This window comes from Streptomyces sp. NPDC053513, assembly GCF_044544765.1.
In the GTDB taxonomy this organism is placed as follows: domain Bacteria; phylum Actinomycetota; class Actinomycetes; order Streptomycetales; family Streptomycetaceae; genus Streptomyces; species Streptomyces litmocidini.
In genome coordinates this window covers 191,734-213,310 of record NZ_JBITXP010000012.1, presented here as the reverse complement: position 1 = coordinate 213,310, position 21,577 = coordinate 191,734, and the positions used below count along the sequence as shown (strand labels likewise).

The window sequence follows — 21,577 nt, the reverse complement described above, 5'->3', positions numbered from 1 at the left end:
TTGCGTACTCACACCTGTCCCTTCGTCGTCGGGCTGCTGCTCTCTGGCGCTGACGGTGCGGAGTCAGGGCTGAACCACGGCAGGGCCGCGGTCGTCTCCCCGTCCCCCGGTGCGGGGGCGGAAGCGGGTGTACGGGCCGGGGCGCGGCGCCGCGGGCGCGGCCCCGTCCGGGCCCGGGGGCCCGGGGCCCGGCCGGCCCCGGAAGCGGGCCGCGCGCGGTCGACCACGGCCATGCCGATCCGGAACAGCGCGGCGGGCACCACGACGGCGAGGAGCACCCAGAAGAGGGTCACGCCCCAGGGCCTGCCGACGCCCCAGGGCTGCTCGACGAGGACCTTGCCCCCGTACTTCACGGAGACCTGGTAGTCGCCGTGCGCGCCGGCGGTGAGCTCGGCGGGGAGGCGGATCAGGGCCTTCTCGCCGGGGGCGACGGTGCCGCGCCACTGGCGTTCCTCGTACTGCGGGGCGAAGACGCCGTGGCTGGTGCCGACCTGGAAGACGGGATCCTTGACGGGGGCCGGGCCGAGGTTGCCGACGGTGAAGACGACCTCGCGGCGCGGGGGCGCCCCGAACCAGACGAGGAGGCCGCTGGAGCCGTCGAGCCGGACGGCGGCGAGGACGGCGAGGCGGCCGTCGCCGGAGGGCTCCGGGAGCGGGGCGGTGCGGTGGCCGGCGACCGTGAACTCCTTGTCGACGGCGTCCTGTTGTCCGGTGACCCCGGCGACGTGCACCACGCAGGGGCAGGGCTTGGGCGGTTCGGCGACGGGGAGCTTCGTGCTGAACGCGCCCCTGGCGTCGACGGTGGCGGCCCGGCCCTCGGCGTTGGCGCAGGAGTTGGTGCCGCCGATGACGCCCTTGCCGGGGGCGCCCTGGCCGCAGATCAGGAGCATGAGCAGCGCGCCGGGTTTCCAGCCGCTGCCGCTGACGGTGATCTCGCCGCCCTTGCCGCCCTCCGCCTCGGAGAGCTCGACCACCGGTCCCGGGGCCGCCGTCGCCGCGGGGGCGGTGGGCAGCAGGACGAGGGCGAGGGCGGTGAGGAGGGCGGCGGCCGTACGGATCGTCCTCATGGTGCCTCCGGCGCCGGCTGGGTACGGGACTTTCCGCGCCGTCGCACCGCGTATCCGGCTCCGGCCGCCGCCGCGACGAGCAGTCCGGCCGCTGCCGACAGCGCCGGGCCCGAGGCGAAGGCGGCCTCGGCGCGGGCGGTGGCGGGGGCGGCGCCCGGTGCGGTGGCCGTCAGCCGGACGGTGACGGAGTCGAGGGCGGGCGGGTCGGGCCAGGGTTCGGTCCGGGTGGCCCGCTCGCCGGGGCGCAGGGTGAGCGGCAGGGGTCGGTCCGGCCGGTCGAGGAGGGTGCCGAGGAGGCCCTCGGCACGGACCGCGAGGCGTGGGGCGAGGACCGTGGTGCCGCGGTTGACCAGGGTGTAGCGGAGGTCGCCGGTGGCCCCGTCGACGTGGACGTCCTCGACGGTGAGCGCGGCGAGGCGCGGTCCGCTGACCCGTAGCCGCAGGTCGACGCGGACCTCCCGGTCGGCGGCCGCGGCCCGGACGGTGCCGCGGTGTTCGCCGGGCGGGGTGTCCGCGGTGACGGTCACGGCGAAGGGCACGTCGGCCCGGGTCCTGGCGGGCACGCGCACGGTGCGGGCGGCGAAGGACACCGGGGCGCCCTGGCCGGTGAGGCGGACGGTGAGGGGTGCGGCGCCGGGGTTGGTGACCGAGAGGGTGTCCTGGAGGACGCTGCCCGCCGGGCCCTCCAGATAGGCGTACGGCCGTCCGGCGGCGGGTGCCGCCGTCCACTCCCCGGCGCCGGGCGGCGCCGCCGCGACCGCGCCGAGGAGGGCGACGACGGCGGCCGTGAGCCCGGTGCGGGCGGCCGTCCGGTGCTCGGAGCGGTCCTCCGTACGCCGACGGGGGTGCGCCGCCGCCCGCCGTTCCCAGCGTGCCGCCGCCCGCCGCCCGGCGCGGTCCGCCGTCCGCATCAGCGTGCCGTGCGCCGCGTGAGCCAGAGGACTCCGGCGGCGCCGGTCAGCAGGACGGTGCCGCCGAGGGTGCCGAGCGCCAGGGCGGAGTCCAGCGGGCCGGTCTTGGGCAGCTGCTCGTCGGAGCCGCCGCCGTCACCGGCGGGCGGCGGGGTGTCGGAACCGCCGGAGACGCCCGTGACCTGGAGCTCCAGCGACGGCTTCGGGTTGTTCTTCGGTGTGCAGACGGCCGCGTCCATGCCGAGGGCGTGCACGGTGAGGGTGCCCGCCGTGAAGGTGACCTTGCCGTTCTTCTTCGGGGTGAACGTGCCGGTCAGCGTGCCGATCCTGATGGGGGTGTCGGGCGGGATGGCGGCCGTGTTCGGCGTTCCCGTGACCTTCACCGTGCCGCTCGCGTCCCCGCCGAGGACGAGTTCGGCGCGCGGGGTCATGACGCCCTTGGGGAGTTCGACCGGGCTGTCGGAGACCCCTTTGTCGAACGACATGGTGACCGTGTAGCCGCTGCCGCTCTTCACGGCCTTGATGTCGACGGGCGAGACGGCGCTCTTGGGCCCGATCTTCGTCTCGCAGGCGTAGTTCACGTCGACGACGACCGCGTGGGCGGCCGGCGCGCCGGCCAGCACGGTCGCGCCCGCCACCGCGGCCGCCGCCGTGAGCGCGGCGGCCGTTCTCCTCCGGTTCGGCACCTTGGACACCCCGAGCACCCCTCACCGCAACGTAACTGACGGTCTTTCAGATCGGCCGTCAAGGTACGCCCGGGGCCTTGAGGAGGGAAGGCAGGGGAACGGGCGAACTTGTGAAGGTCCTCGGCGGGGAGGAAGTCCTACGCGGGTGCGGCCAGTTCGGCCCAGACCGTCTTGCCGGGGGATCCCGGGGTGCGCTCGATGCCCCAGTCCAGGCAGAGCCGCTGCACGATGAACATGCCGTGCCCGCCCGGCCGCCCGGACCGGTGCGGGGTGCGCGGGGCGGGCTGCCCGGCGCCGCGGTCGGTGACTTCGAGGCGCAGCGTCCGGGACGTCCGCAGGACGCGCAGCCGCTCGGGCCCCTCGGCGTGCAGACAGGCGTTGGTGACGAGCTCGGAGACGACGAGCAGGACGTCCTCGGCGGCGGCCCTGCGGTCGGCGGTGGCGGCCGGCAGCCAGCCCCACTCGTGGAGCGCCGTCCGTGTGAAGTCGCGTGCGAGCGGCACGGTGCCGCTGGTCTCGCCGAGGGCAAGCGTACGGACGTCGGAAGCTTGGTCCATCAACGCTTCACCTCACCTATCGACGGGACGGAGGAGTGGGAATGTACGGGCGCCACGGAGCGTGGCCGAGCGGTCGTGCGGCGTGGCGGCTCAGTCCGGGAGGGCTGTGGCGAGCGTCTCATGGACGGTGAAGACGGCGTCCGCGCCCGTGATGTGGAACACGCGGGCCACGGCGGACGTCATCGCCACCAGATGGACGCCGCCGCCGGCGGCGTCCGCCCTCAGCCGGGCGCCGAGCAGCACGTTGAGCCCGGTCGAGTCGCAGAACTCCAGGCCGGAGCAGTCGACGACGAGCCGCGCGCTGCCCTCGTCGAGGGCCTCGTCCAGGGGCGTGCGCAGCAGGTCGGCGGTGTGGTGATCGAGCTCACCGACGGGCGTGAGGAGCGTGCTCCCCGCCACGTCCCGGACCTCGACCCGCAGTCGCGCGGGCGGCGCGCTGCCGATGTGCTGGCGGTCCATGGCCGTGCCTCTTTCGCTCTCGCGGATGCCGACTGACGTGCCTCGAACCCTACAAGCGGCACGCCCTCCAATGCACACGAGGTACTTCTCATATCGACACGAAAAGGATTATTGCCACTTGCAACGATCCGGGTCGACCCGGTAGGGCTAGAAGGGAACGTCCGACCCGGCCGGCTTTGGAGGCGCCGCAAACCGCAGCGAGAAGCACCAGAAGGAGACCCATGTCACCCCGGCTCGACGCCCCGCGTACCCCCGACGCGCCGTCGGCAACGCTCCCCCCGCACCCCGTCCCCCCTGTCGTCGAACTGCCCGACCGGCTGCACGACATGCCGCTCGACCGGATCGCCCCGGTCGACGCCCGTGCCCTGTCGAAGCAGCTCTTCGCCCGGCTCTCCGAGCTGGAGGAGGGCACCCATGAACACGCGTACGTCCGCAACACCCTCGTCGAACTCAACCTCGCCCTGGTCAGGTTCGCCGCCGCCCGCTTCGGCACCCGCAGCGAGCCCATGGAGGACATCGTCCAGGTCGGCACCATCGGCCTGATCAAGGCGATCGACCGCTTCGAACTGACCCGGGGCGTCGAGTTCCCGACCTTCGCGATGCCGACGATCATCGGCGAGATCAAGCGCTTCTTCCGCGACACCTCGTGGTCCGTGCACGTGCCCCGCAGACTCCAGGAGCTCCGGCTCGACCTCGCCAGGGCCGGTGACGCGCTCGCCCAGCGCCTCGACCGCGCCCCGACCGTCGCCGAACTCGCCGAGGAGCTCGGCATCGAGCAGCAGGAGGTCGTCGAGGGCATGGCCGCCAGCAACGCCTACACGGCGGCCTCGCTCGACGCGCAGCCCGACGAGGAGGACGGCGCCGGCGGCGAGGCCGCGCTCGCCGACCGGCTCGGCTACGAGGACCACGGCCTCACCGGCATCGAGTACATCGCCTCGCTCAAGCCGATGATCGCCTCGCTGCCCCTCCGCGAGCGGCAGATCCTCTCGCTCCGCTTCGTCTCCGGCCTCACCCAGTCGGAGATCGGCGCGGAACTCGGCATCTCGCAGATGCACGTGTCCCGGCTGCTCTCCCGCACCCTCGGCCGGCTGCGGCGCGGGCTGACGCTGGAGGAGTGACCCCCGCCACCGAGCCCTCCGAGACGGCCCCGGAAGGGCCCGCCCACGGTCCGAGGATCCTGGACGGGCCCTTCTCGCCGTCACGCCCGGCCCCGACCGGGCTACCAGCCGATCCGGGCGTCCCCGAGGACCTCGCAGCCGGCGCGGGCGGCGAGCTTCCGCGCGCGGGGGAGGCGGGCCCACTTGTCGAGGTGCAGGAAGACGGTGTGGTGCGGGGTCCACGCCCCGAGCCGGGGCCCGTCGCCGTGCAGGACGAGCTGCACGCCGTCGTACTTCCCGAAGCCGCGGTCGCCCGTCTCGGGATCGTCCGGCCACCGGCCGTGCCGGTCGACGCCGGCGGGGCCGTCCCCGAGGGACCGGACGAACCCGGGCCCCACGCTCGCCGCGGGCAGCTCGGCGGAGAGGCAGAGAGGGAGTGCGGCGCGGATCTCGTCGTCGCCCGCCGTGCCGAGGTCGAGGTCGGGGTACTCCCCCGCCGGGTCGTACGCGGTCTCCACCGGGTCGACCGCCGCGCCCGGCAACAGCCGCGCGATCCGCCGCGCCTCCCCGACGGTACGGACCTCGACGTCGACGTACACCTCGTCCTCGACGTCCTCGAGCAGCGCGACGAGCCGCCGCGCCCGCGCGTACGCCTCGTCGAGGTCGGCGGTCCTGAAGACGGCGTACGCCCGCGAGCTCCCCATGCGCCCCAGGCTCGCACGGAACACGGCGGGCGACCGACGGAATTCAGGTGCCCGCCCGCAGGGCCACCGCTACGGTTCAGGCCCCGACCCCGCGCAGAGAGAGCGAACCGCCATGACCGCCCCTCCCCGTCCGACGACGACCCTGTGGCGCCCCACCGGCCCCGTCGAACTGGAGCTCGTCCGCGAGTCGGGCTGGCGTGCGTGGCCGCCGCGGCTGCCGGAGCAGCCGATCTTCTATCCGGTGCTGAACGAGGAGTACGCGGTGAGGATCGCACGCGACTGGAACGTGAAGCACGACGGCTCCGGGTACGTCACCCGGTTCGAGGTCGACACGGAGTTCCTCCGCAGGTATCCGGTCCGGCGGGCGGGCGGACGGACGATTCTCGAACTGTGGGTTCCGGCGGAGGAGTTGGACGAGTTCAACGCGCACGTCGTGGGCGGGATCGAGGTCGTCCACGAGTTCCACTGACGGCCCCTCGGGGCGGTCCCCTCGGGGGCGGTCCCCTCGCCTCAGTCGCCGAAGGCCAGTCGGAGGCCGAAGGCCGTGATGACCGTGCCCGTGAGGCGGTCGAGGGTGCGGCGGGCCGTGGGGCGGCGGAGCCAGCCGGAGAGCAGGCGGGCGCCGGCGATCAGGGCGGCGGACCAGAGGAGGCCGAGGAGGATGTGCTCCGTGGTGAGGAGGAGGCCCATCGCCAGGTGGTTCGCCTCCGGCGGGAGGAACTGCGGGAGCACCGCCACGTAGAAGGCGCCCACCTTCGGGTTGAGCAGGTTCGTGAGGGTGCCCTGCCGCCAGCCCGCCGTGAAGGTGTCCGGGGTGGCCCGCTCCTGGGCCGCCTCCTGCGCCGGGTGTCCGCCGAACGTCTTCCGCAGCATCTGGACGCCCATCCACACCAGGTACGCCGCGCCCGCCCAGCGCAGCGCCTCGTACGCCAGGTGGGAGGCCGTGAGGAGCGCGGTCACGCCCAGGGAGGTGAGCGCGCCCCAGGCCAGGACGCCCGTCTGGATGCCGAGGACGACGCCCCAGGCCCGCGCGCGGTGGCCGAGGGCCGCCGTGCGCAGGACGAGGGCGGTGTCGAGGCCCGGCGTGAGGGTCAGGAGACCCACGACCAGGGCGAAGGACCAGAGGGCGGTGGTGGTCGTCATGGCACCTGAGGGTAGGGCCCGCCCGTCCCGCCCGTCCGGTCACGGCCGATCGGGACCCGCCCCGCCCGTCCGGGTACGGCCTCGCCGTCCCCGTTCAGACCGTCCGCGCGCCCTTCCGCCAGACCTCCGCGACCAGCGGCACGCCCGGACGGTAGGCCAGGTGGACGTGGGAGGGGGCGTCGAGGACGACGAGGTCCGCGCGGGCGCCGACGCCCAGCCGGCCGACGTCGGTGCGGCGCAGGGCCGCCGCGCCGCCGGCGGTGGCGGACCAGACCGCCTCGTCCGGCGTCATCAGCATGTCCCGGACCGCGAGGGCGATGCAGAACGGCATCGAGGACGTGAAGGACGAGCCGGGGTTGCAGTCCGTGGACAGGGCGACCGTCACGCCCACGTCGATGAGCCGGCGGGCGTCCGGCCACTCGGCGCGGGTGGAGAACTCGGCGCCGGGCAGCAGGGTCGCGACCGTGTTGCCCTGGGCGAGCGCGTCGATGTCGGCGTTCGTCAGGTGGGTGCAGTGGTCGGCGCTCGCCGCGTCCAGCTCGACCGCGAGCTGCACGCCGGGGCCGTACGAGAGCTGGTTGGCGTGGACGCGCGCCTGCAGGCCCTTCGCCATGCCGGCCTTGAGGATCGCGCGGGCCTGGTCGCCGTCGAAGGCGCCCTTCTCGCAGAAGACGTCCACCCAGCGGGCGTACGGGGCACAGGCGTCCAGCATCTCGCCGGTCACCAGCTTCACGTACCCGGCCGGGTCGTCGGCGTAGTCCGGCGACACGATGTGCGCGCCGAGGTAGGTGACCTCGTCGGTGTGCTCGGCGGCGATGCGCAGGGCGCGGGCCTCGTCCTCGACGGTGAGGCCGTAGCCGGACTTGGTCTCGAAGGTGGTGGTGCCCTGGCGCAGGGCCTCCCACATGTACGTGGCGACGTTCGCCGAGAGTTCGGCGTCGCTCGCCGCGCGGGTCGCCGCGACCGTCGTGCGGATGCCACCGGCCTTGTAGGGCTGGCCGGACATGCGGGCGTTGAACTCCGCCGTGCGGTCGCCCGCGAAGACGAGGTGCGAGTGGGAGTCGACGAAGCCGGGGATGACGGCGCGGCCCCGCGCGTCGACGGCCTCGTCCGCCGCCGGGGCCTGCGCCGCCGGGCCCGCCCAGGCGACGCGCTCGTCCTCCAGGACCAGGGCCGCGTCCTCGATCAGGCCCAAGGGGCCCTTGCCGAGGGTGGGGTCGTTCGTGACCAGGCTGCCGATGTTCGTGATCAGCGTCGTCGTCATGCGTTGCTCTCCGGTGGGGGCGGACGGTTGGGGTGCGGGCCGGCGGGCCGGTCGTGCCCACCCGTTCCGCCCCGCGGAACGCATGCCCACGACCGGCCGGCGCGCCTAGGGGGTGTCTTGCCGATCAGGCCGGATCAAGGAGCGGCGTCTGGTGCCGTGCATCGCAAGGCGGAGGAGGGAGGCAACGCGGAGCGTTGTCGACCGACGACAACGCGGCGAGGCGCGGCACCAGACGCCGCGAGCCCGGCCTGATCGGCAAGACACCCCCTAGTTCCTGAGCGTGGCGATCGCGGAGGCCAGGGCCTCGCTCACGTCCGGTACGGCGACGTGGGCGCCGTCCCGGACGATCGTCCGGCCGCCCACCACCACGTGGTGCACGTCCGACGCCGTCGCCGCGAAGACCGCCGTCTCCGCCGCCAGGCGCGGGACCGGTCCCGCGGTGCGGACCGAGTCCAGGGCGATCGTGGTGAAGTCGGCCAGGGCGCCGGTCTCCAGGGCGCCCGCGTCGGCCCAGCCGAGGGCCGCGTGGCCGTCGGCCGTCGCCGCGCGCAGCAGCGCGGCGGCCGTCCAGTGGCCCCGGGTGCGGGTGCGCAGGCGCTCGTTCAGCTCCATCGCCCGCGCCTCTTCGAGGAGGTCGATGACGGCGTGGCTGTCGCTGCCGAGGGAGAGCGGCGAGCCGGCGCGCTGGAGGGCGACCGCCGGACCGATGCCGTCGGCGAGGTCCCGTTCGGTGGTCGGGCACATGCAGGTGCCGGTGGACGTCGAGCCGATCAGCGCGATGTCCGTGTCCGTCATGTGCGTGTTGTGGACGCCCGTCGTGCGCGCGCCCAGGACGCCGTGCTCGGCCAGGAGCTGGGTCGGCGTCATGCCGTGGGCCGCCCGGCAGGCGTCGTTCTCCGCCGTCTGCTCCGAGAGGTGGACATGGAGGGGGGCGTTCCGCTCCTGTGCCCACCGGGCCACGGTCGACAGCTGGTCGGCCGGGACCGCCCGTACCGAGTGGATCGCCGCGCCGACGCGGACGCCCTCGCGCTCCTTCAGCGCCGAGACCCGCTCCGCCCACTTCTCCGCCGTGCCGTCGGTGAAGCGGAGCTGGTGCCGCTCGGGGGCGGCGCCGAAGCCGGAGGAGAGGTACGCGGTGTCGAGGAGGGTGATGCGGATGCCCGCCTCGGCGGCGGCGGCGATGAGCGCCTCGCCCATCGCGTTGGGGTCGGCGTACGGGGTGCCGCCGGGCGCGTGGTGCAGGTAGTGGAACTCGCCGACGGAGGTGACGCCGGCGAGGGCCATCTCCGCGTACACCGCGCGGGCGAGCGCGAAGTAGCTGTCGGGGGTGAGGCGCTGGGCGACGGAGTACATGACCTCGCGCCAGGTCCAGAAGGTCCCGGAGCCGACCTGGACGGTGCCGCGCAGGGCCCGGTGGAAGGCGTGGCTGTGGGCGTTGGCCAGGCCGGGGATCGTGAGGCCGCGGAGGACGACGGCGCCGGGCGGGGGCGTCTCCACCCCCGTGCGCACGGCTCCGACGCGGCCGTCCTCGGTCACCTCCAGGGCCACGCCCGGCTCGACGTTCGTGTCGAGCCAGGCGTGTTCCAGCCAGTACGTCGTCAGCGGCACGCCAGCTCCTCCAGTACGTCGGCGAGTGCGAGGACCCCGGCCACGCAGTCGTCCTCGGCCGCGAACTCGGCCGGGGAGTGCGAGACGCCGGTGGGGTTCCGTACGAACAGCATGGCGGTCGGGATCGACTCGGACAGGATGCCCGCGTCGTGTCCCGCGCCCGTGCCGAGGACCGGCACCTTGCCCGAGGTGCCGAGGATCCGGGAGAGCTCGTCGCGCAGGGCGTGCGAGAACTCCACGATCGGGGTGAACGACTCGCGGACGACGGCGAGGTCGATGCCGTGGCGGTCGGCGTACTCCCGGGCCGCCGCCTCGACGCCCGCGACGACCTTGTCGAGGGAGCCCTGGTCGGCGGCGCGGGCGTCGAGCCAGCCGCGGACCATCGACGGGATGGCGTTGACGCCGTTCGGCTCGACCGCGATCTTGCCGAAGGTGGCGACGGCGCCCGCGAGTTCGGCTTCGCGTCGGGCGGCGAGGACGGTCTCGGCGTAGGTGAGCATCGGGTCGCGGCGGTCGACGAGCCGGGTGGTGCCGGCGTGGTTGGCCTCACCGGCGAAGTCGTAACGCCAGCGGCCGTGCGGCCAGATGGAGGAGGCGATGCCGACGGCGTCCCCGGACAGGTCCAGGGCGCGGCCCTGCTCGACGTGGAGCTCGACGAAGGCGCCGACGCGGGCGAGCCGCTCGGGGTCCGCGCCGATGCCCGAGGGGTCGTACCCGGCCGCCTCCATGGCCTGCGGGAGGGTGGTCCCGTCGGCGTCGCGGAGCTCGTACGCCTGCTCCTTCGTCAACCGGCCGGCGGTGAGGCGGGAGCCGACGCAGGCGAGGCCGAAGCGGGCTCCTTCCTCGTCGCCGAAGTTGACGATGGCGAGGGGCCGCCTGAACGAGGCGCCGCGGGCGCGGAGTTCGTCGAGGGCGGCGAAGGCGGACACGACGCCGAGGGGGCCGTCGAAGGCGCCGCCGTCGGGGACGGAGTCCAGGTGGGAGCCGGTGACGACGGCGTCACCGGCCGTCGGGTCGCCGAGCCAGGCCCACTGGTTGCCGTTGCGGTCGGTCTCGACGTCGAGACGGCGGGCCTCGGCCTGCATCCGGAACCAGAGGCGGCAGTCGGCGTCGGCCTCGGTCCAGGCGTAGCGGCGGTAGCCACCGGAGGCGGCGCTGCGGCCGATGGGCCGCAGCGACCGCCACATGGCGTGGAAGCTGTCGCTCACGCGGAGGCCTCGTCCTCGGAGCCCTCGCGCATCGGGACGCGGACGCCCTTCTCGTCGGCGACGCGCTCGGCGATGTCGTAGCCGGCGTCGACGTGGCGGATGACGCCCATGCCGGGGTCGTTCGTCAGCACGCGGCGGATCTTCTCGCCGGCGAGCTTGGTGCCGTCGGCGACCGAGACCTGGCCGGCGTGGATGGAGCGGCCCATGCCGACGCCGCCGCCGTGGTGGATGGAGACCCAGGAGGCGCCGGAGGCGACGTTGACCATGGCGTTGAGCAGCGGCCAGTCGGCGATGGCGTCGGAGCCGTCGAGCATGGCCTCGGTCTCGCGGTACGGGGAGGCGACGGAGCCGCAGTCGAGGTGGTCGCGGCCGATCGCGAGGGGCGCGGCGAGGGTGCCGTCGGCGACCATGTCGTTGAACATGGAGCCCGCCTTGTCGCGCTCGCCCTGGCCGAGCCAGCAGATGCGGGCGGGGAGGCCCTGGAAGTGGACGCGCTCGCCGGCCATCTTGATCCAGCGGTGCAGGGACTCGTTCTCCGGGAAGAGGTCGAGGATCGCCTTGTCCGTCTTGTGGATGTCCGAGGCCTCGCCGGAGAGGGCGGCCCAGCGGAACGGGCCCTTGCCCTCGCAGAACAGCGGGCGGATGTAGGCGGGGACGAAGCCGGGGAAGGCGAAGGCGCGGTCGTAGCCGGCGAGCTGGGCCTCGCCGCGGATCGAGTTGCCGTAGTCGAAGACCTCGGCGCCGGCGTCCATGAAGCCGACCATGGCCTCGACGTGCTTGGCCATCGACTCGCGGGAGCGCTGGGTGAAGCCGGCCGGGTCCTTGGCGGCCGCGTCGGCCATGTCCTCGAAGGCGACGCCGACGGGGAGGTAGGAGAGCGGGTCGTGGGCCGAGGTCTGGTCGGTCACGATGTCGATGGGGGCGCCCTCGGCGAGCATCTGCGGGAGCAGCTCGGCGGCGTTGCCGAGGAGGCCGATGGAGAGCGGGCGGCGGGCGTCGCGGGCCTCGGTGGCGAGTTGGAGGGCGTGGGCAAGGTTGTCGGCCCTGACGTCCAGGTAGCGGTGCTCGATGCGGCGCTCGATGGCGCGCGGGTCGCAGTCGATGCAGATGGCGACGCCGTCGTTCATGGTGACGGCGAGGGGCTGGGCGCCGCCCATGCCGCCGAGGCCGGCGGTGAGGGTGATCGTCCCGGCGAGGGTGCCGCCGAACTTCTTCGCGGCGACGGCGGCGAAGGTCTCGTAGGTGCCCTGGAGGATGCCCTGGGTGCCGATGTAGATCCAGGAGCCGGCGGTCATCTGCCCGTACATGGTGAGACCGAGCTGCTCCAGGCGGCGGAACTCCTCCCAGTTGGCCCAGTCGCCGACCAGGTTGGAGTTGGCGAGGAGGACGCGGGGGGCCCACTCGTGGGTCTGCATGACGCCGACGGGGCGGCCGGACTGGACGAGCATCGTCTCGTCCTGCTTGAGGGTGCGCAGGGTGCGGACCATGGCGTCGAAGGAGCGCCAGTCGCGGGCGGCCTTGCCGGTGCCGCCGTAGACGACGAGCTTGTCGGGGTGCTCGGCGACCTCGGGGTCGAGGTTGTTCTGGAGCATCCGGAGGGCGGCTTCCTGCTGCCATCCCAGGGCGCTCAGTTCCGTACCGCGGGCTGCTCGCACGGGGCGGGGTCCTGACATGGGGGTGCCTCCTCGGAATGTCGTTCAGATATTCACATCTTGTCTCGCTGAATAGTTGTAGTCAACAGGGCGTACCGGCCAGTCGATGGACGAGGATGAGCCGCATGGCCTCCTCCCGTCGTGATCTCGCCGTCCGAGCCTCCGTCGACCAAGGACTCCTCTCCCCCGCCCAGCCGGTCGTCGCCCTTCTCGACACCGCCGGCATCCGCGCCTCCGCCACCGCCCTGACCAGCGCTTTCGCCGCCGTCACCGACGCGCCCGTGCTGCACGCCTTCGCCGTGAAGGCCGCCCCGCTCGTCCCCGTCCTGCGCCTGCTCCACGAGGCGGGACTCGGCGTCGAGGTCGCGAGCCCCGGCGAGCTGGCCCTCGCCCGCGCCGCCGGGATCCCGCCCACGCACACCGTCCTCGACTCCCCCGCCAAGACCCCGGCCGAGCTCCGCCAGGCCCTCGCGCTCGGGATCGCCGTCAACGCCGACAACCTCCAGGAGCTGGCCCGCCTCGACGCCCTCGTCGCCTCCGCCCCCACCGCCTCGCCGCTCGGCCTCCGGGTGAACCCGCAGGTCGGAGCCGGTTCCATCGACGCGCTCTCGACCGCGACCGCCACCTCCAAGTTCGGCGTGGCGCTCCGCGACGAGGGCGCCCGCGAGACCGTCGTCCGGGCCTTCCTGGACCGCCCCTGGCTGACCCGGCTGCACACCCACACCGGCTCCCAGGGCATCCCGCTCGCCCTCATGGCCCAGGGGGTCGGGGAGGCGTACGCGCTCGCCGAGGAGATCAACCGGGCGGCCGGGCGGCAGCAGATCGACACCCTCGACATCGGCGGCGGGCTGCCGGTGAACTTCGCCTCCGACGAGGAGACGCCGACGTACGCGGAGTACGCCCGGCTGCTCGCCGACACCGTCCCCGGCCTCCTCGACGGCCGCTACCGGCTCGTCACCGAGTTCGGGCGCTCCCTGCTCGCCAAGCACGGCACGGTCCTCGCCCGGGTGGAGTACACCAAGACCTCCGGCGGCCGCCCGATCGCCGTCACCCACGCGGGCGTGCAGCTGGCCGCCCGCACGGTCTACGCACCCGCCTCCTGGCCGCTGCGCGTCCTCGCGTACGACTCCCAGGGCCGCCCCCGCACCGGGGACGTCACCGTCCAGGACGTGGCGGGCCCCGCCTGCTTCGCCGGGGACCTGCTCGCCACGGGCCGCGCGCTGCCGCTGCTGCACCCGGGCGACGTCGTGGCGGTCCCGGACACCGGCGCGTACTACTTCGCCCACCACTACGCGTACAACAGCCTGCCCCGGCCCGGGATCCACGGCTTCACGGTCGACGGCGACGGGGCGGTGACGTTCACGACCGTGCGCGGGGCCCAGACGCTCGACGAGATCGTCGCCGAGGCGGGCGGGGACCGGGCGGACGCGCTGGTCCGGCAGCCCGTCGGGTAGGCCTCACCGGCGCCGCGAACGCCTCGGATTCGCACGACTGTTCCATGCCCTCTCGGCCAATTCGAGCCGGACCGCGGCATGTTCCGATGGAAAATGCCAGAACCCCTCCCCGAGGCCGGAACGTTCAGTAGCGTCACCGTCACTGCCGCACGTTCGCACGCCGCATCGGGAGGGGAATCCGCGTGCCCGGAATCGACGAGTGCCTCCTGGAGGCCATGGCCCTGCCCGGGGCCCGGGGCGCCTCCCTGGTCGACTGGACCAGCGGGCTCGCCCTCGGCACGGCGGGCGACTCCCCGGTCGGCGACCACGAGACGACGGCCGCCGAGACCGCCGAACTCGCCCGCTCCGCCGCCGAGTTCGACTCCTTCACGGCGGCGGACGGCGCCCCCGGGGCGGGCCCGCCCGTCGAGGACCTCATCGTCACCACCCGCGCCGGCTACCACGTCCTCCGCTTCGTCGAGACCTCCTTCGACAGCAGCGTCTTCCTCCACCTCTGGCTCGACCGCGACTCCGGCAACCTCGCCCTCGCCCGGCTCCGGCTCCGCGACCTCGCCGAGAGACTGGTCCTGGGATGAGCAGGACGGCCGTCTCCCCGATGCTGGTCCGGCTCGCCGCCGAGAAGGCCACCGGCGCCCTGCTGCGCGACCACGGCACGCTCTACCTCGTCGACGGCCGGGTCGTGCACGCCGAGTCGCCCGCGGCCCCCGGCGTCGACGTCCTCCTCACCACCGGCGGCCGACTGCCCCGCGAGGGCTGGGACGAGGCCGTCGACCGGGCCGGGGCACACCGCGCGGTCGGCCGCTTCCTCGTCGACAGCGGCCGGCTGCACGACGGCGAGCTGGAGATCTGCCACCTCGGCGCCGTCTTCGACGCGGCCTTCTTCGCCCTCTCCCCCACCAGCGGGCCGACCCGCTTCCGTTACGGGGTGGGGCACTGGTTCGGGACGGTGCGACCGGTCTCCGCCGAGGCAGTCGAGCGCGAGACCGTCCGCCGCCGCGAACTCCTCGACGCCGTCTGGCCGTACGCCGCCGTGGACACCGCCCCGGTCGTGCCGCGCCCGGCCTCCCCCGGCCAGACCGCGGGGGCGCGACAGCGGGCGCTGCTCGCCGCCGCCGACGGGGAGCGGACGCCGGCGGAGCTGGCCCGGCTGCTCGGCCGGCCCGCCTTCCACACGCTGCTCGACGTGCGGCGCCTGGCCGCCGCCGGGCTCGTCGAGACGCCGCTCGCCCCCGACCCCGTACCGCCACCACGGGCGCCCTTACCGGCCCCACCGGTGGCCGATCCCGACATCGCCCTGCTGCGCCGGCTCCGTGACGCCCTGGAGGCACACCTTTGACATCCTCCCCTCCCTGAAGGCGGGGATTCCTGGCTCACGTCGGCTGCGGACCGGCGGTCCGTCAGCTCTTACACGATCAGCACCAGCCGGGTTGAGACCAGCCCGGACCAGCATCACGTGTGCGGAGTTCTTGTCCCTGGGGGACACGGCTCCGCACACGGTGCAGGCGTAGGTACGTTCCGAGAGGGGAAGCGCGTGCTTGGTTCTCGCTCCGCACTGTGCGCAGTCCATCGTGGTGTGCGCGGGGTTGACGAGGTGCAGTTCACGGCCGTGCTTACGGGCCATGTGGATCAGGGCCTGCTTGGTCGCGCCGATCGCGGCGTCGGCCGCCTTACGGGCCAGCGTGGACTTGGCAAGGAACTTGGGGCGGAAGTCCTCCACCGCGAGTCGGTCGTGGTCACGGACGACGGACTTGGCCCATTTGCGGCTGGTGTCCTCACGCTGTCGCGTGACCTTCTTGTGCAGCCTGGCAGTCTGCCGTTTCGCCTCGCGGTAGCCCTTCGACTCGGCCTGACCGCGTGCGGGTTTCCGGCGGGCCATCTGCCGCTGGTAGCGGGCGAGTTTCCGTGCGGCCGTCCTGCCGTGCCGGGCGTGTGGGAGGTCATGGGGGTCGCTGGTGGTGGTCGCCGCCTCCCTGACGCCCCAGTCGATGCCGATGTCCCGCCCCGTGGCGGGCAGTGGCTCGATGGTCGCCGGCACGACGAAAGAGGCGTACCAGTGACCGAGGGTGTCACGGTAGACCCGGACCGAGGATGGCGACTCGGGCAGGTCACGCGACCACACCACGCCGAGGACGGTGCCGCCCGCGAGATGCAGGCGACCATCCTTGAGGCGGAATCCGCGCCGCGTGTAGTTCAGCGACGGGTCGGCGGCGTGCTTCCTCTTGTACTTCGGCATTCCCGCGCGCTGCTGCTGCGGCAGCCGGGCCTTGATGTCCTTGAGGGCTTTGGCCCGGGACTTGGCGAAGTCGTGGATGATCTGCTGCTGCGGGACCGAGCTGCCCTCGCGCAGCCACGCGTTCGCGGTACGGGCCTCGGTCAGCATCTTGTCCAGGCGGGCAGGGCCGCACTTCTCGCCGTCGGCATACGCCTTCTTCGAGCGGGCACAGCACTCGTTCCAGATCCACCGGCACCGCGCCCATTCCGCCACGAGGGCGGCGCGGGCAGTCGACGACACGCGCAGACGGTAGACGTACCGGGCGTACCCGACATCTCCACTCATCCTGCATGGTGTCGACATGGTGTCACGCTACCACCAAAGAGAGGGACAGAAGACACTACGGTGGAGTCATGGATGAAGAGAAACGCATTACCCTCCGCCTGCCCGCCGACCTCCACGCGTGGCTTGTCGCGCAGGCCAGCTCCGCCAGAAGGTCCCTCAACTCCGAGATCGTCTACCGACTGGAGGCCGAGCGCGACGCCGTCGCGGCAGAAGCCGACTCGCCCTGACAGCATCCCCGGACGTACCCGGTGATGAGGCGTGCCCTGCGCATGCGCGCCGAGAGGAGACAGCTCATGACGGCAGAAGCCGAGGTCCTCGGCGAGCTCAGACGGCTGCGGGCGCGACTGCCCCAGCTGACCGGAGCCCTGGCGGCCAGCGCCGACGGCCTCGTCCTCGCCCACGACACGGTGGACGGCGAGGCCGAGACCGTGGCCGCGCTGACCGCGGCGGCGCTCGGCGTCGGGCAGCGGCTGACCGACAGCACCGGGCAGGGCCGCTTCCGCGAGCTGCTCGTACGCGGCGAGGAGGGCTACGTGGCGACCTACGCGGCGGGCGCCTCGGCCGTCCTGACGCTGCTCGCCGAGCCCCGGATCAACGTGGGGCGGCTCCATCTGGAGGCCCGCAGGTCCAGCGCCCGGATAGGGGAGCTCGTCGACGGCGCGCTGGAACGCAGAGACCTGAACTGAACCGTCCGAACAGCACCGTCCGAACAGCACCGAGAAGGAAGAAGTACGACACCATGGCGAACACCGAGACCTCCCTCAAGGAAGCCGTCACGATCGAAGGCGCGATCGGCGCGGCCCTCGTCGACTACACCAGCGGCATGGCGCTCGGCACGATCGGCGGCGGCAACGACCTCGACCTGACCGTGGCGGCGGCGGGCAACACCGACGTCGTCCGGGCCAAGGTCCGGACGATGGAGATGCTGGGCCTCAACGAGGAGATCGAGGACATCCTCATCACCCTCGGCACCCAATACCACCTGATCCGGCTGCTCAAGGGGCGCGGCACCAACGGCCTCTTCCTCTACCTGGCGCTCGACAAGAACCGCGCGAACCTGGCGATGGCGCGCCACCAGCTGAAGAAGATCGAGGCCGAGCTGGAGGTCTGACCGCCGCCCGGACTCACTCGACGAACAGGCCCCGGGTCGCCGCCTTCGTGTCGAACTCCTCCAGGCGCGCCTGCGCGTCGGGGAGTTCGTCCGCCATCGCCTCCAGGAGGACCCGGCCGAGCAGCATCGGCGCGCAGGCCGTGTCGAAGGCGAGGCCGGTGCCGACGGCGGCGGGGATCAGCAGGTCGCTGTGGGCGGCGACGGGCGCGAAGGCCGACTCGGCGACGGTCACGACCGTGAGCCCGGCCTTCCGCGCGTACTCCAGGGCCTCGACAACCTCCCGGGGGTGCCGGGGCAGCGCGAAGCAGAGCAGGGCCGTGGCCCCGGCCCGTACGGCCGCGTCGACGCGGTCCGTGAGCATCGAGCCGCCCTCGTCGAGGAGCCGGACGTCCGGATGCACCTTGGCGGCGAAGTAGGCGAAGCCCCGCGCCTGCGAGGAGGCGGCCCGCAGCCCGAGCACGAGGAGCGGGCGGGAGCCGGCGAGGAGCCGGCCGGCCCGCTCCACGGGGGCGGGGTCGGCGAGGAGTCCGGCGAGGTGCTGGAGGTTCTCGATCTCGGCGAGGACGGCCTGCTGGTACTCGTTGAGGCCCGGGTTCTCCTCGACGGCCGCGGGCATGCTCTCCCGCAGGTGCTTGCGCAGCGCCGGGTAGCCGTCGAAGCCGAGGGCGACGGCGAAGCGGGTGACGGAGGGCTGGCTGACGCCGGCGAGTTCGGCGAGCTCGACGCTGGACAGGAACGGCACGTCACCGGCGCGCCGCACCATGCAGTGCGCGATCCGCCGCTGCGTCGGCGTCAGCCGGTGCCCCTCGAAGAGCGCCTGCAGCCGGCCGGCCGGGCTGTCGCTCATGCCGCCCCCTCTCACCTATTCACCCACGAAGCTCCTGCATAAGGATATGCACATCGGGCGCCGGGCGGCAGGGGTGCCGACCGGCGGCCGGCAGACAGCAGACAGCACGTGAACGGGCCCCCGCAAGCGGGGGCCCGTTCACGTGGGGCGCAGGGCGCCCAGGGGCGAGATTGCGCGGGGACCGCCGCACCCCCGTCACCGGGGGGCGGGACGACGGCGGTCCCCGCGGAGACGCGGACCCGGGTCAGGGCCGGTCTCCGCGTCCGCGGCGTCTGGCAGAAACCCGGGAGCCGCTCCGGAAGTCCGTGACGCCGACGACCACCAATGTGCCCGACTCGTGTTAAGCCGGTGCTGCGGCCACGTGTCGCCCTCGTACCGTTCGCGCGAACTGCCGACGCGCTACTTCGTGCCGCCGTTGGCCAGGAAGGCCAGCAGGTCCTGGCGGCTCACCACACCCGTCGGCTTGCCCTCGACCAGCACGATCGCCGCGTCGGCGGACTCTCCGAGGACGGACATCAGGTCGGCGACCGGCTCGCCCGAGCCGACCTGCGGCAGCGGCGCGCTCATGTGCTGCTCCAGCGGGTCCTCCAGGGAGGCCTTCTTGGTGAAGAGGTGGTCGAGGAGCTCGCGCTCGACGACCGAGCCGACGACCTCGGCCGCCATGACGTCGGGGTGGCCGGCGCCGGGCTTCACGATGGGCATCTGGGAGACGCCGTACTCGCGCAGCACCTCGATGGCCTGGCCGACCGTCTCGTCCGGGTGCATGTGGACGAGGGAGGGCATGACGCCCTCCTTGTGGCGCAGCACGTCGGCGACGGTGGCGGTGGAGGTGTCCTCCAGGAAGCCGTGGCCGGCCATCCACTCGTCGCTGAAGATCTTCGACATGTAGCCGCGGCCGGAGTCCGGGAGCAGCACGACGACGACGTCGTCGGGACCGAGCTCCTTGGCGACCTCCAGGGCCGCGACGACCGCCATGCCGCAGGAGCCGCCGACGAGGAGACCCTCCTCCTTGGCGAGGCGGCGGGTCATCTGGAAGGAGTCCTTGTCGGACACCGCGACGATGCGGTCCGTGACGTTGCGGTCGTACGCGGTGGGCCAGAAGTCCTCGCCGACGCCCTCGACCAGGTACGGACGGCCGGAACCGCCCGAGTAGACCGAGCCCTCCGGGTCCGCGCCGATGACCTTCACCTTCCCGCCGCTGACCTCCTTGAGGTAGTTGCCGGTGCCGGAGATCGTGCCGCCGGTGCCGACGCCCGCGACGAAGTGGGTGATCTTCCCGTCCGTCTGCTCCCAGAGCTCGGGACCGGTGGTCTCGTAGTGCGAGCGCGGGTTGTTCGGGTTCGAGTACTGGTCGGGCTTCCAGGCGCCCGGCGTCTCGCGGACGAGGCGGTCCGAGACGTTGTAGTACGAGTCGGGGTGCTCGGGGTCGACGGCCGTGGGGCAGACCACGACCTCGGCGCCGTAGGCCCGCAGCACGTTGATCTTGTCGAGCGACACCTTGTCGGGGCAGACGAAGATGCACTTGTAGCCCTTCTGCTGGGCCACGATCGCGAGGCCGACGCCGGTGTTGCCGGACGTGGGCTCGACGATCGTGCCGCCGGGCTTGAGCTCTCCGCTCTGCTCCGCCGCCTCGATCATGCGCAGGGCGATCCGGTCCTTGACCGAGCCTCCGGGGTTGAAGTACTCGACCTTGGCCAGAACGGTCGCCTGAATGCCCGCTGTGACGTTGTTGAGCTTCACCAGCGGGGTGTTGCCGACGAGGCTGATCATCGAGTCGTGGAATTGCACCGTAATCTCCGGGGTCTCCGTAATGGTGTGGCCAGCGTATGCGTAGTCGGAGCGGGTTACGGGGCAGTTAGACCCTGAACGGCTTGAAGGAGGTGACGGCCCCCATGTCGAGGGCGAGGGTGGCGCGGCGGATCGCGGCGGGTGCGGCGTACGGCGGCGGGAGCATCGGGCTGCTCGGTGTGGCGGCGGTGGGGGTCCTCCTGGCCGAGGCACAGCTGGCCAAGCGCACGGTCTACGGCGCCCCGGCACCGCTGCCGCCGGTGGCGGACGGCCTCTACGGCCGCGCCTTCGGCACGGAGGACCCGCTGCGGCTGGCCCTTCTGGGTGATTCCACGGCGGCGGGCCAGGGCGTCCGCCGCTCGGGCCAGACCCCGGGCGCCCTCCTCGCCTCCGGCCTCGCGGCGGTCGCGGAGCGCCCGGTGGTGCTGCGGAACGTGGCGCTCTCCGGCGCCCGCTCGGACGACCTGGAGCGCCAGGTGTCGCTGCTGCTCTCGCAGCCGCTGGGGCCGCCGGACGTGTGCGTGATCATGATCGGCGCGAACGACGTCACGCACCGCCTGCCGGCGACGGAATCCGTACGGCTGCTGGCCTCGGCCGTGCGGCGGCTGCGGACGGCGGGAGCGGAGGTGGTGGTCGGCACCTGCCCGGACCTGGGCACGATCGAGCCCGTCTACCAGCCGCTGCGCTGGCTGGCCCGGCGGGCGTCGCGGCAGCTGGCGGCGGCGCAGACGATCGTGGTGGTCGAGCAGGGCGGGCGGACGGTCTCGCTGGGGGACCTACTCGGTCCCGAGTTCGCGGCGAACCCGCGCGAGATGTTCGGGATCGACAGCTTCCACCCCTCGGCGGAGGGGTACGCGACGGCGGCGATGGCCGTCCTGCCGACGCTCTGCGCCGCGCTGGGCGTCTGGCCGGAAGCGGACCGGCTGGAGCCGGAGCGCCGGGAGAACATGCTGCCGGTGGCGAGGGCGGCGGCGGAGGCGGTACGGGAGGCGGGGACGGAGGTCACCGGGGCGCGGGCGCCGTGGGCCCTCCTGAAGCACCGCCGCCGCCGGCGCCTCCCGGTCCCCCCGGAACCTTCCCCGGAGGACGCCCAGACGTGACCCACCCCCGGACGGCGCCCCCGTCGCGGGCGCCCGCCGCCGGTGCGGCGCCCCCGGCCACCCCGTTGCGGGCTGCGCCCGCCGGGCGGTGCCCGCCCCTCGCGCCCCGTTGTGGGCAATCGTTCCGCTGGGGCGGAACGGGTGGGCACAACGGACCCGCGCCCTGCCGGCGCCCGAGGCTGTCGCGCCCTGACCCGCACCCCTAGGTGCACCACCGCTCGTGGTGCGGGTTCAGGCGCGGAACGCGGAGGCGCCGCTAAGGGCGCCGTCCCGTGTGCCCACCCGTCCCGCCCCAGCGGGACGACTGCCCACACGGCGGGTGGGCGGGAGAGCCCCCATCCGGGACGGTTGCACGCACGGGCAG

23 protein-coding genes are annotated in these 21,577 nt (G+C 73.5%); 9 read left to right on the top strand and 14 right to left on the bottom strand.

What is annotated here, in order from left to right:
* Window positions 1-8: 8 nt before the first annotated feature.
* The 5 genes from ACIGW4_RS22420 to ACIGW4_RS22400 all read right to left on the bottom strand — a co-directional run bounded on the left by ACIGW4_RS22420 (window position 9) and on the right by ACIGW4_RS22400 (window position 3,680).
* The gene (locus ACIGW4_RS22420) at window positions 9-1,067 is read right to left on the bottom strand and encodes a hypothetical protein (RefSeq protein WP_399582469.1); all 1,059 of its coding nucleotides are present in this window, start codon (window positions 1,065-1,067) and stop codon (window positions 9-11) included.
* Window positions 1,064-1,978, bottom strand: a complete 915-nt coding sequence (locus tag ACIGW4_RS22415; RefSeq protein ID WP_398714249.1) for a hypothetical protein — start codon at window positions 1,976-1,978, stop codon at window positions 1,064-1,066. Before ACIGW4_RS22415 ends, ACIGW4_RS22420 begins: the two co-directional genes overlap by 4 nt.
* A complete protein-coding gene (locus tag ACIGW4_RS22410; protein ID WP_398714268.1) occupies window positions 1,978-2,664 on the bottom strand; it encodes a peptidase in 687 nt (228 codons plus the stop codon). Before ACIGW4_RS22410 ends, ACIGW4_RS22415 begins: the two co-directional genes overlap by 1 nt.
* Window positions 2,665-2,801: 137 nt before the next feature.
* Window positions 2,802-3,221, bottom strand: a complete 420-nt coding sequence (locus ACIGW4_RS22405) for an ATP-binding protein (RefSeq protein ID WP_123459227.1) — start codon at window positions 3,219-3,221, stop codon at window positions 2,802-2,804.
* Between the two features lie 90 nt (window positions 3,222-3,311).
* Window positions 3,312-3,680, bottom strand: coding sequence for an STAS domain-containing protein (locus tag ACIGW4_RS22400; protein ID WP_123459226.1), 369 nt, complete (start codon window positions 3,678-3,680; stop codon window positions 3,312-3,314).
* Window positions 3,681-3,901: 221 nt separating this feature from the next.
* Between ACIGW4_RS22400 and ACIGW4_RS22395 the strand changes: the two genes are divergently transcribed.
* Window positions 3,902-4,798: an RNA polymerase sigma factor SigF gene (locus tag ACIGW4_RS22395; protein ID WP_123459225.1), complete on the top strand. Its 897-nt coding sequence runs from the start codon at window positions 3,902-3,904 to the stop codon at window positions 4,796-4,798.
* Between the two features lie 101 nt (window positions 4,799-4,899).
* Here the strand turns inward: ACIGW4_RS22395 and ACIGW4_RS22390 are convergent, their stop codons facing one another.
* Window positions 4,900-5,481 (bottom strand): hypothetical protein, encoded by a 582-nt coding sequence (locus ACIGW4_RS22390; protein WP_399582467.1) that lies wholly within the window; start codon window positions 5,479-5,481, stop codon window positions 4,900-4,902.
* Between the two features lie 112 nt (window positions 5,482-5,593).
* Between ACIGW4_RS22390 and ACIGW4_RS22385 the strand changes: the two genes are divergently transcribed.
* Window positions 5,594-5,950 carry a hypothetical protein gene (locus ACIGW4_RS22385; protein WP_398714254.1) on the top strand — a complete coding sequence of 119 codons (357 nt, stop codon included), beginning with the start codon at window positions 5,594-5,596 and terminating at the stop codon, window positions 5,948-5,950.
* A 41-nt stretch (window positions 5,951-5,991) separates the two neighbouring features.
* Here ACIGW4_RS22385 and ACIGW4_RS22380 read toward each other — a convergent pair whose 3' ends face one another.
* From ACIGW4_RS22380 to hutU, 5 genes are all read right to left on the bottom strand, one after another.
* Entirely contained in the window at window positions 5,992-6,624 is a 633-nt protein-coding gene (locus ACIGW4_RS22380) for a LysE family translocator (RefSeq protein ID WP_123459222.1), read from the bottom strand.
* Window positions 6,625-6,718: 94 nt separating this feature from the next.
* Complete coding sequence (gene hutI / locus ACIGW4_RS22375; protein WP_398714257.1) at window positions 6,719-7,888, bottom strand: imidazolonepropionase; 1,170 nt, start codon at window positions 7,886-7,888, stop codon at window positions 6,719-6,721.
* Between the two features lie 267 nt (window positions 7,889-8,155).
* Complete coding sequence (locus ACIGW4_RS22370) at window positions 8,156-9,496, bottom strand: formimidoylglutamate deiminase (RefSeq protein WP_123459219.1); 1,341 nt, start codon at window positions 9,494-9,496, stop codon at window positions 8,156-8,158.
* The gene (locus tag ACIGW4_RS22365) at window positions 9,487-10,683 is read right to left on the bottom strand and encodes an allantoate amidohydrolase (protein ID WP_359587912.1); all 1,197 of its coding nucleotides are present in this window, start codon (window positions 10,681-10,683) and stop codon (window positions 9,487-9,489) included. The genes ACIGW4_RS22370 and ACIGW4_RS22365 overlap by 10 nt, the downstream gene beginning before the upstream one ends.
* Window positions 10,684-10,700: 17 nt before the next feature.
* Window positions 10,701-12,377 (bottom strand): urocanate hydratase, encoded by a 1,677-nt coding sequence (hutU, locus tag ACIGW4_RS22360; protein WP_123459218.1) that lies wholly within the window; start codon window positions 12,375-12,377, stop codon window positions 10,701-10,703.
* 95 nt (window positions 12,378-12,472) lie between these two features.
* On the opposite strand from hutU, the gene ACIGW4_RS22355 reads away from it, so the two are divergent.
* From ACIGW4_RS22355 to ACIGW4_RS22345, 3 genes are all read left to right on the top strand, one after another.
* Window positions 12,473-13,810 carry a diaminopimelate decarboxylase gene (locus tag ACIGW4_RS22355; protein ID WP_359587892.1) on the top strand — a complete coding sequence of 446 codons (1,338 nt, stop codon included), beginning with the start codon at window positions 12,473-12,475 and terminating at the stop codon, window positions 13,808-13,810.
* Window positions 13,811-13,992: 182 nt separating this feature from the next.
* On the top strand, window positions 13,993-14,385 hold the full coding sequence (locus ACIGW4_RS22350; RefSeq protein WP_359587891.1) for a hypothetical protein: 393 nt from the start codon (window positions 13,993-13,995) through the stop codon (window positions 14,383-14,385).
* Entirely contained in the window at window positions 14,382-15,146 is a 765-nt protein-coding gene (locus tag ACIGW4_RS22345; protein WP_123459215.1) for a transcriptional regulator, read from the top strand. Before ACIGW4_RS22350 ends, ACIGW4_RS22345 begins: the two co-directional genes overlap by 4 nt.
* On the opposite strand, the gene ACIGW4_RS22340 is transcribed toward ACIGW4_RS22345, so the two are convergent.
* A complete protein-coding gene (locus tag ACIGW4_RS22340; RefSeq protein WP_399582464.1) occupies window positions 15,069-16,367 on the bottom strand; it encodes an RNA-guided endonuclease InsQ/TnpB family protein in 1,299 nt (432 codons plus the stop codon). The two genes, ACIGW4_RS22345 and ACIGW4_RS22340, sit on opposite strands and share 78 nt — an antisense overlap.
* Before the next feature lie 68 nt (window positions 16,368-16,435).
* Here ACIGW4_RS22340 and ACIGW4_RS22335 point away from each other — a divergent pair, with 68 nt between their 5' ends.
* The 3 genes from ACIGW4_RS22335 to ACIGW4_RS22325 all read left to right on the top strand — a co-directional run bounded on the left by ACIGW4_RS22335 (window position 16,436) and on the right by ACIGW4_RS22325 (window position 17,478).
* Entirely contained in the window at window positions 16,436-16,594 is a 159-nt protein-coding gene (locus ACIGW4_RS22335; protein WP_399582462.1) for a toxin-antitoxin system HicB family antitoxin, read from the top strand.
* Window positions 16,595-16,660: 66 nt separating this feature from the next.
* Window positions 16,661-17,053, top strand: a complete 393-nt coding sequence (locus tag ACIGW4_RS22330; protein WP_123459214.1) for a roadblock/LC7 domain-containing protein — start codon at window positions 16,661-16,663, stop codon at window positions 17,051-17,053.
* Between the two features lie 53 nt (window positions 17,054-17,106).
* Window positions 17,107-17,478, top strand: coding sequence for a hypothetical protein (locus ACIGW4_RS22325; RefSeq protein ID WP_398714263.1), 372 nt, complete (start codon window positions 17,107-17,109; stop codon window positions 17,476-17,478).
* Between the two features lie 13 nt (window positions 17,479-17,491).
* Here ACIGW4_RS22325 and ACIGW4_RS22320 read toward each other — a convergent pair whose 3' ends face one another.
* Both ACIGW4_RS22320 and ACIGW4_RS22315 read right to left on the bottom strand, forming a co-directional pair.
* Window positions 17,492-18,325 (bottom strand): MurR/RpiR family transcriptional regulator, encoded by an 834-nt coding sequence (locus ACIGW4_RS22320; protein WP_123459212.1) that lies wholly within the window; start codon window positions 18,323-18,325, stop codon window positions 17,492-17,494.
* A 399-nt stretch (window positions 18,326-18,724) separates the two neighbouring features.
* Window positions 18,725-20,113, bottom strand: a complete 1,389-nt coding sequence (locus ACIGW4_RS22315; RefSeq protein WP_123459211.1) for a cystathionine beta-synthase — start codon at window positions 20,111-20,113, stop codon at window positions 18,725-18,727.
* A gap of 104 nt (window positions 20,114-20,217) precedes the next feature.
* Between ACIGW4_RS22315 and ACIGW4_RS22310 the strand changes: the two genes are divergently transcribed.
* Window positions 20,218-21,213 carry an SGNH/GDSL hydrolase family protein gene (locus tag ACIGW4_RS22310; RefSeq protein WP_399582460.1) on the top strand — a complete coding sequence of 332 codons (996 nt, stop codon included), beginning with the start codon at window positions 20,218-20,220 and terminating at the stop codon, window positions 21,211-21,213.
* Window positions 21,214-21,577: the final 364 nt, after the last annotated feature.

What these genes read in the sequence shown, in the direction of transcription:
- ACIGW4_RS22415 (WP_398714249.1), bottom strand. Translation starts at nt 1,978, where the DNA reads ATGCGGACGGCGGACCGCGCCGGGCGGCGGGCGGCGGCACGCTGGGAA.
- ACIGW4_RS22385 (WP_398714254.1), top strand. Translation starts at nt 5,594, where the DNA reads ATGACCGCCCCTCCCCGTCCGACGACGACCCTGTGGCGCCCCACCGGC.
- ACIGW4_RS22365 (WP_359587912.1), bottom strand. Translation starts at nt 10,683, where the DNA reads ATGTGGCGGTCGCTGCGGCCCATCGGCCGCAGCGCCGCCTCCGGTGGC.
- ACIGW4_RS22380 (WP_123459222.1), bottom strand. Translation starts at nt 6,624, where the DNA reads ATGACGACCACCACCGCCCTCTGGTCCTTCGCCCTGGTCGTGGGTCTC.
- hutI (WP_398714257.1), bottom strand. Translation starts at nt 7,888, where the DNA reads ATGACGACGACGCTGATCACGAACATCGGCAGCCTGGTCACGAACGAC.
- ACIGW4_RS22330 (WP_123459214.1), top strand. Translation starts at nt 16,661, where the DNA reads ATGACGGCAGAAGCCGAGGTCCTCGGCGAGCTCAGACGGCTGCGGGCG.
- ACIGW4_RS22320 (WP_123459212.1), bottom strand. Translation starts at nt 18,325, where the DNA reads ATGAGCGACAGCCCGGCCGGCCGGCTGCAGGCGCTCTTCGAGGGGCAC.
- ACIGW4_RS22420 (WP_399582469.1), bottom strand. Translation starts at nt 1,067, where the DNA reads ATGAGGACGATCCGTACGGCCGCCGCCCTCCTCACCGCCCTCGCCCTC.
- ACIGW4_RS22345 (WP_123459215.1), top strand. Translation starts at nt 14,382, where the DNA reads ATGAGCAGGACGGCCGTCTCCCCGATGCTGGTCCGGCTCGCCGCCGAG.
- ACIGW4_RS22400 (WP_123459226.1), bottom strand. Translation starts at nt 3,680, where the DNA reads ATGGACCGCCAGCACATCGGCAGCGCGCCGCCCGCGCGACTGCGGGTC.
- ACIGW4_RS22355 (WP_359587892.1), top strand. Translation starts at nt 12,473, where the DNA reads ATGAGCCGCATGGCCTCCTCCCGTCGTGATCTCGCCGTCCGAGCCTCC.
- ACIGW4_RS22405 (WP_123459227.1), bottom strand. Translation starts at nt 3,221, where the DNA reads ATGGACCAAGCTTCCGACGTCCGTACGCTTGCCCTCGGCGAGACCAGC.
- ACIGW4_RS22335 (WP_399582462.1), top strand. Translation starts at nt 16,436, where the DNA reads ATGGATGAAGAGAAACGCATTACCCTCCGCCTGCCCGCCGACCTCCAC.
- hutU (WP_123459218.1), bottom strand. Translation starts at nt 12,377, where the DNA reads ATGTCAGGACCCCGCCCCGTGCGAGCAGCCCGCGGTACGGAACTGAGC.
- ACIGW4_RS22325 (WP_398714263.1), top strand. Translation starts at nt 17,107, where the DNA reads ATGGCGAACACCGAGACCTCCCTCAAGGAAGCCGTCACGATCGAAGGC.
- ACIGW4_RS22340 (WP_399582464.1), bottom strand. Translation starts at nt 16,367, where the DNA reads ATGAGTGGAGATGTCGGGTACGCCCGGTACGTCTACCGTCTGCGCGTG.
- ACIGW4_RS22395 (WP_123459225.1), top strand. Translation starts at nt 3,902, where the DNA reads ATGTCACCCCGGCTCGACGCCCCGCGTACCCCCGACGCGCCGTCGGCA.
- ACIGW4_RS22390 (WP_399582467.1), bottom strand. Translation starts at nt 5,481, where the DNA reads ATGGGGAGCTCGCGGGCGTACGCCGTCTTCAGGACCGCCGACCTCGAC.
- ACIGW4_RS22310 (WP_399582460.1), top strand. Translation starts at nt 20,218, where the DNA reads ATGTCGAGGGCGAGGGTGGCGCGGCGGATCGCGGCGGGTGCGGCGTAC.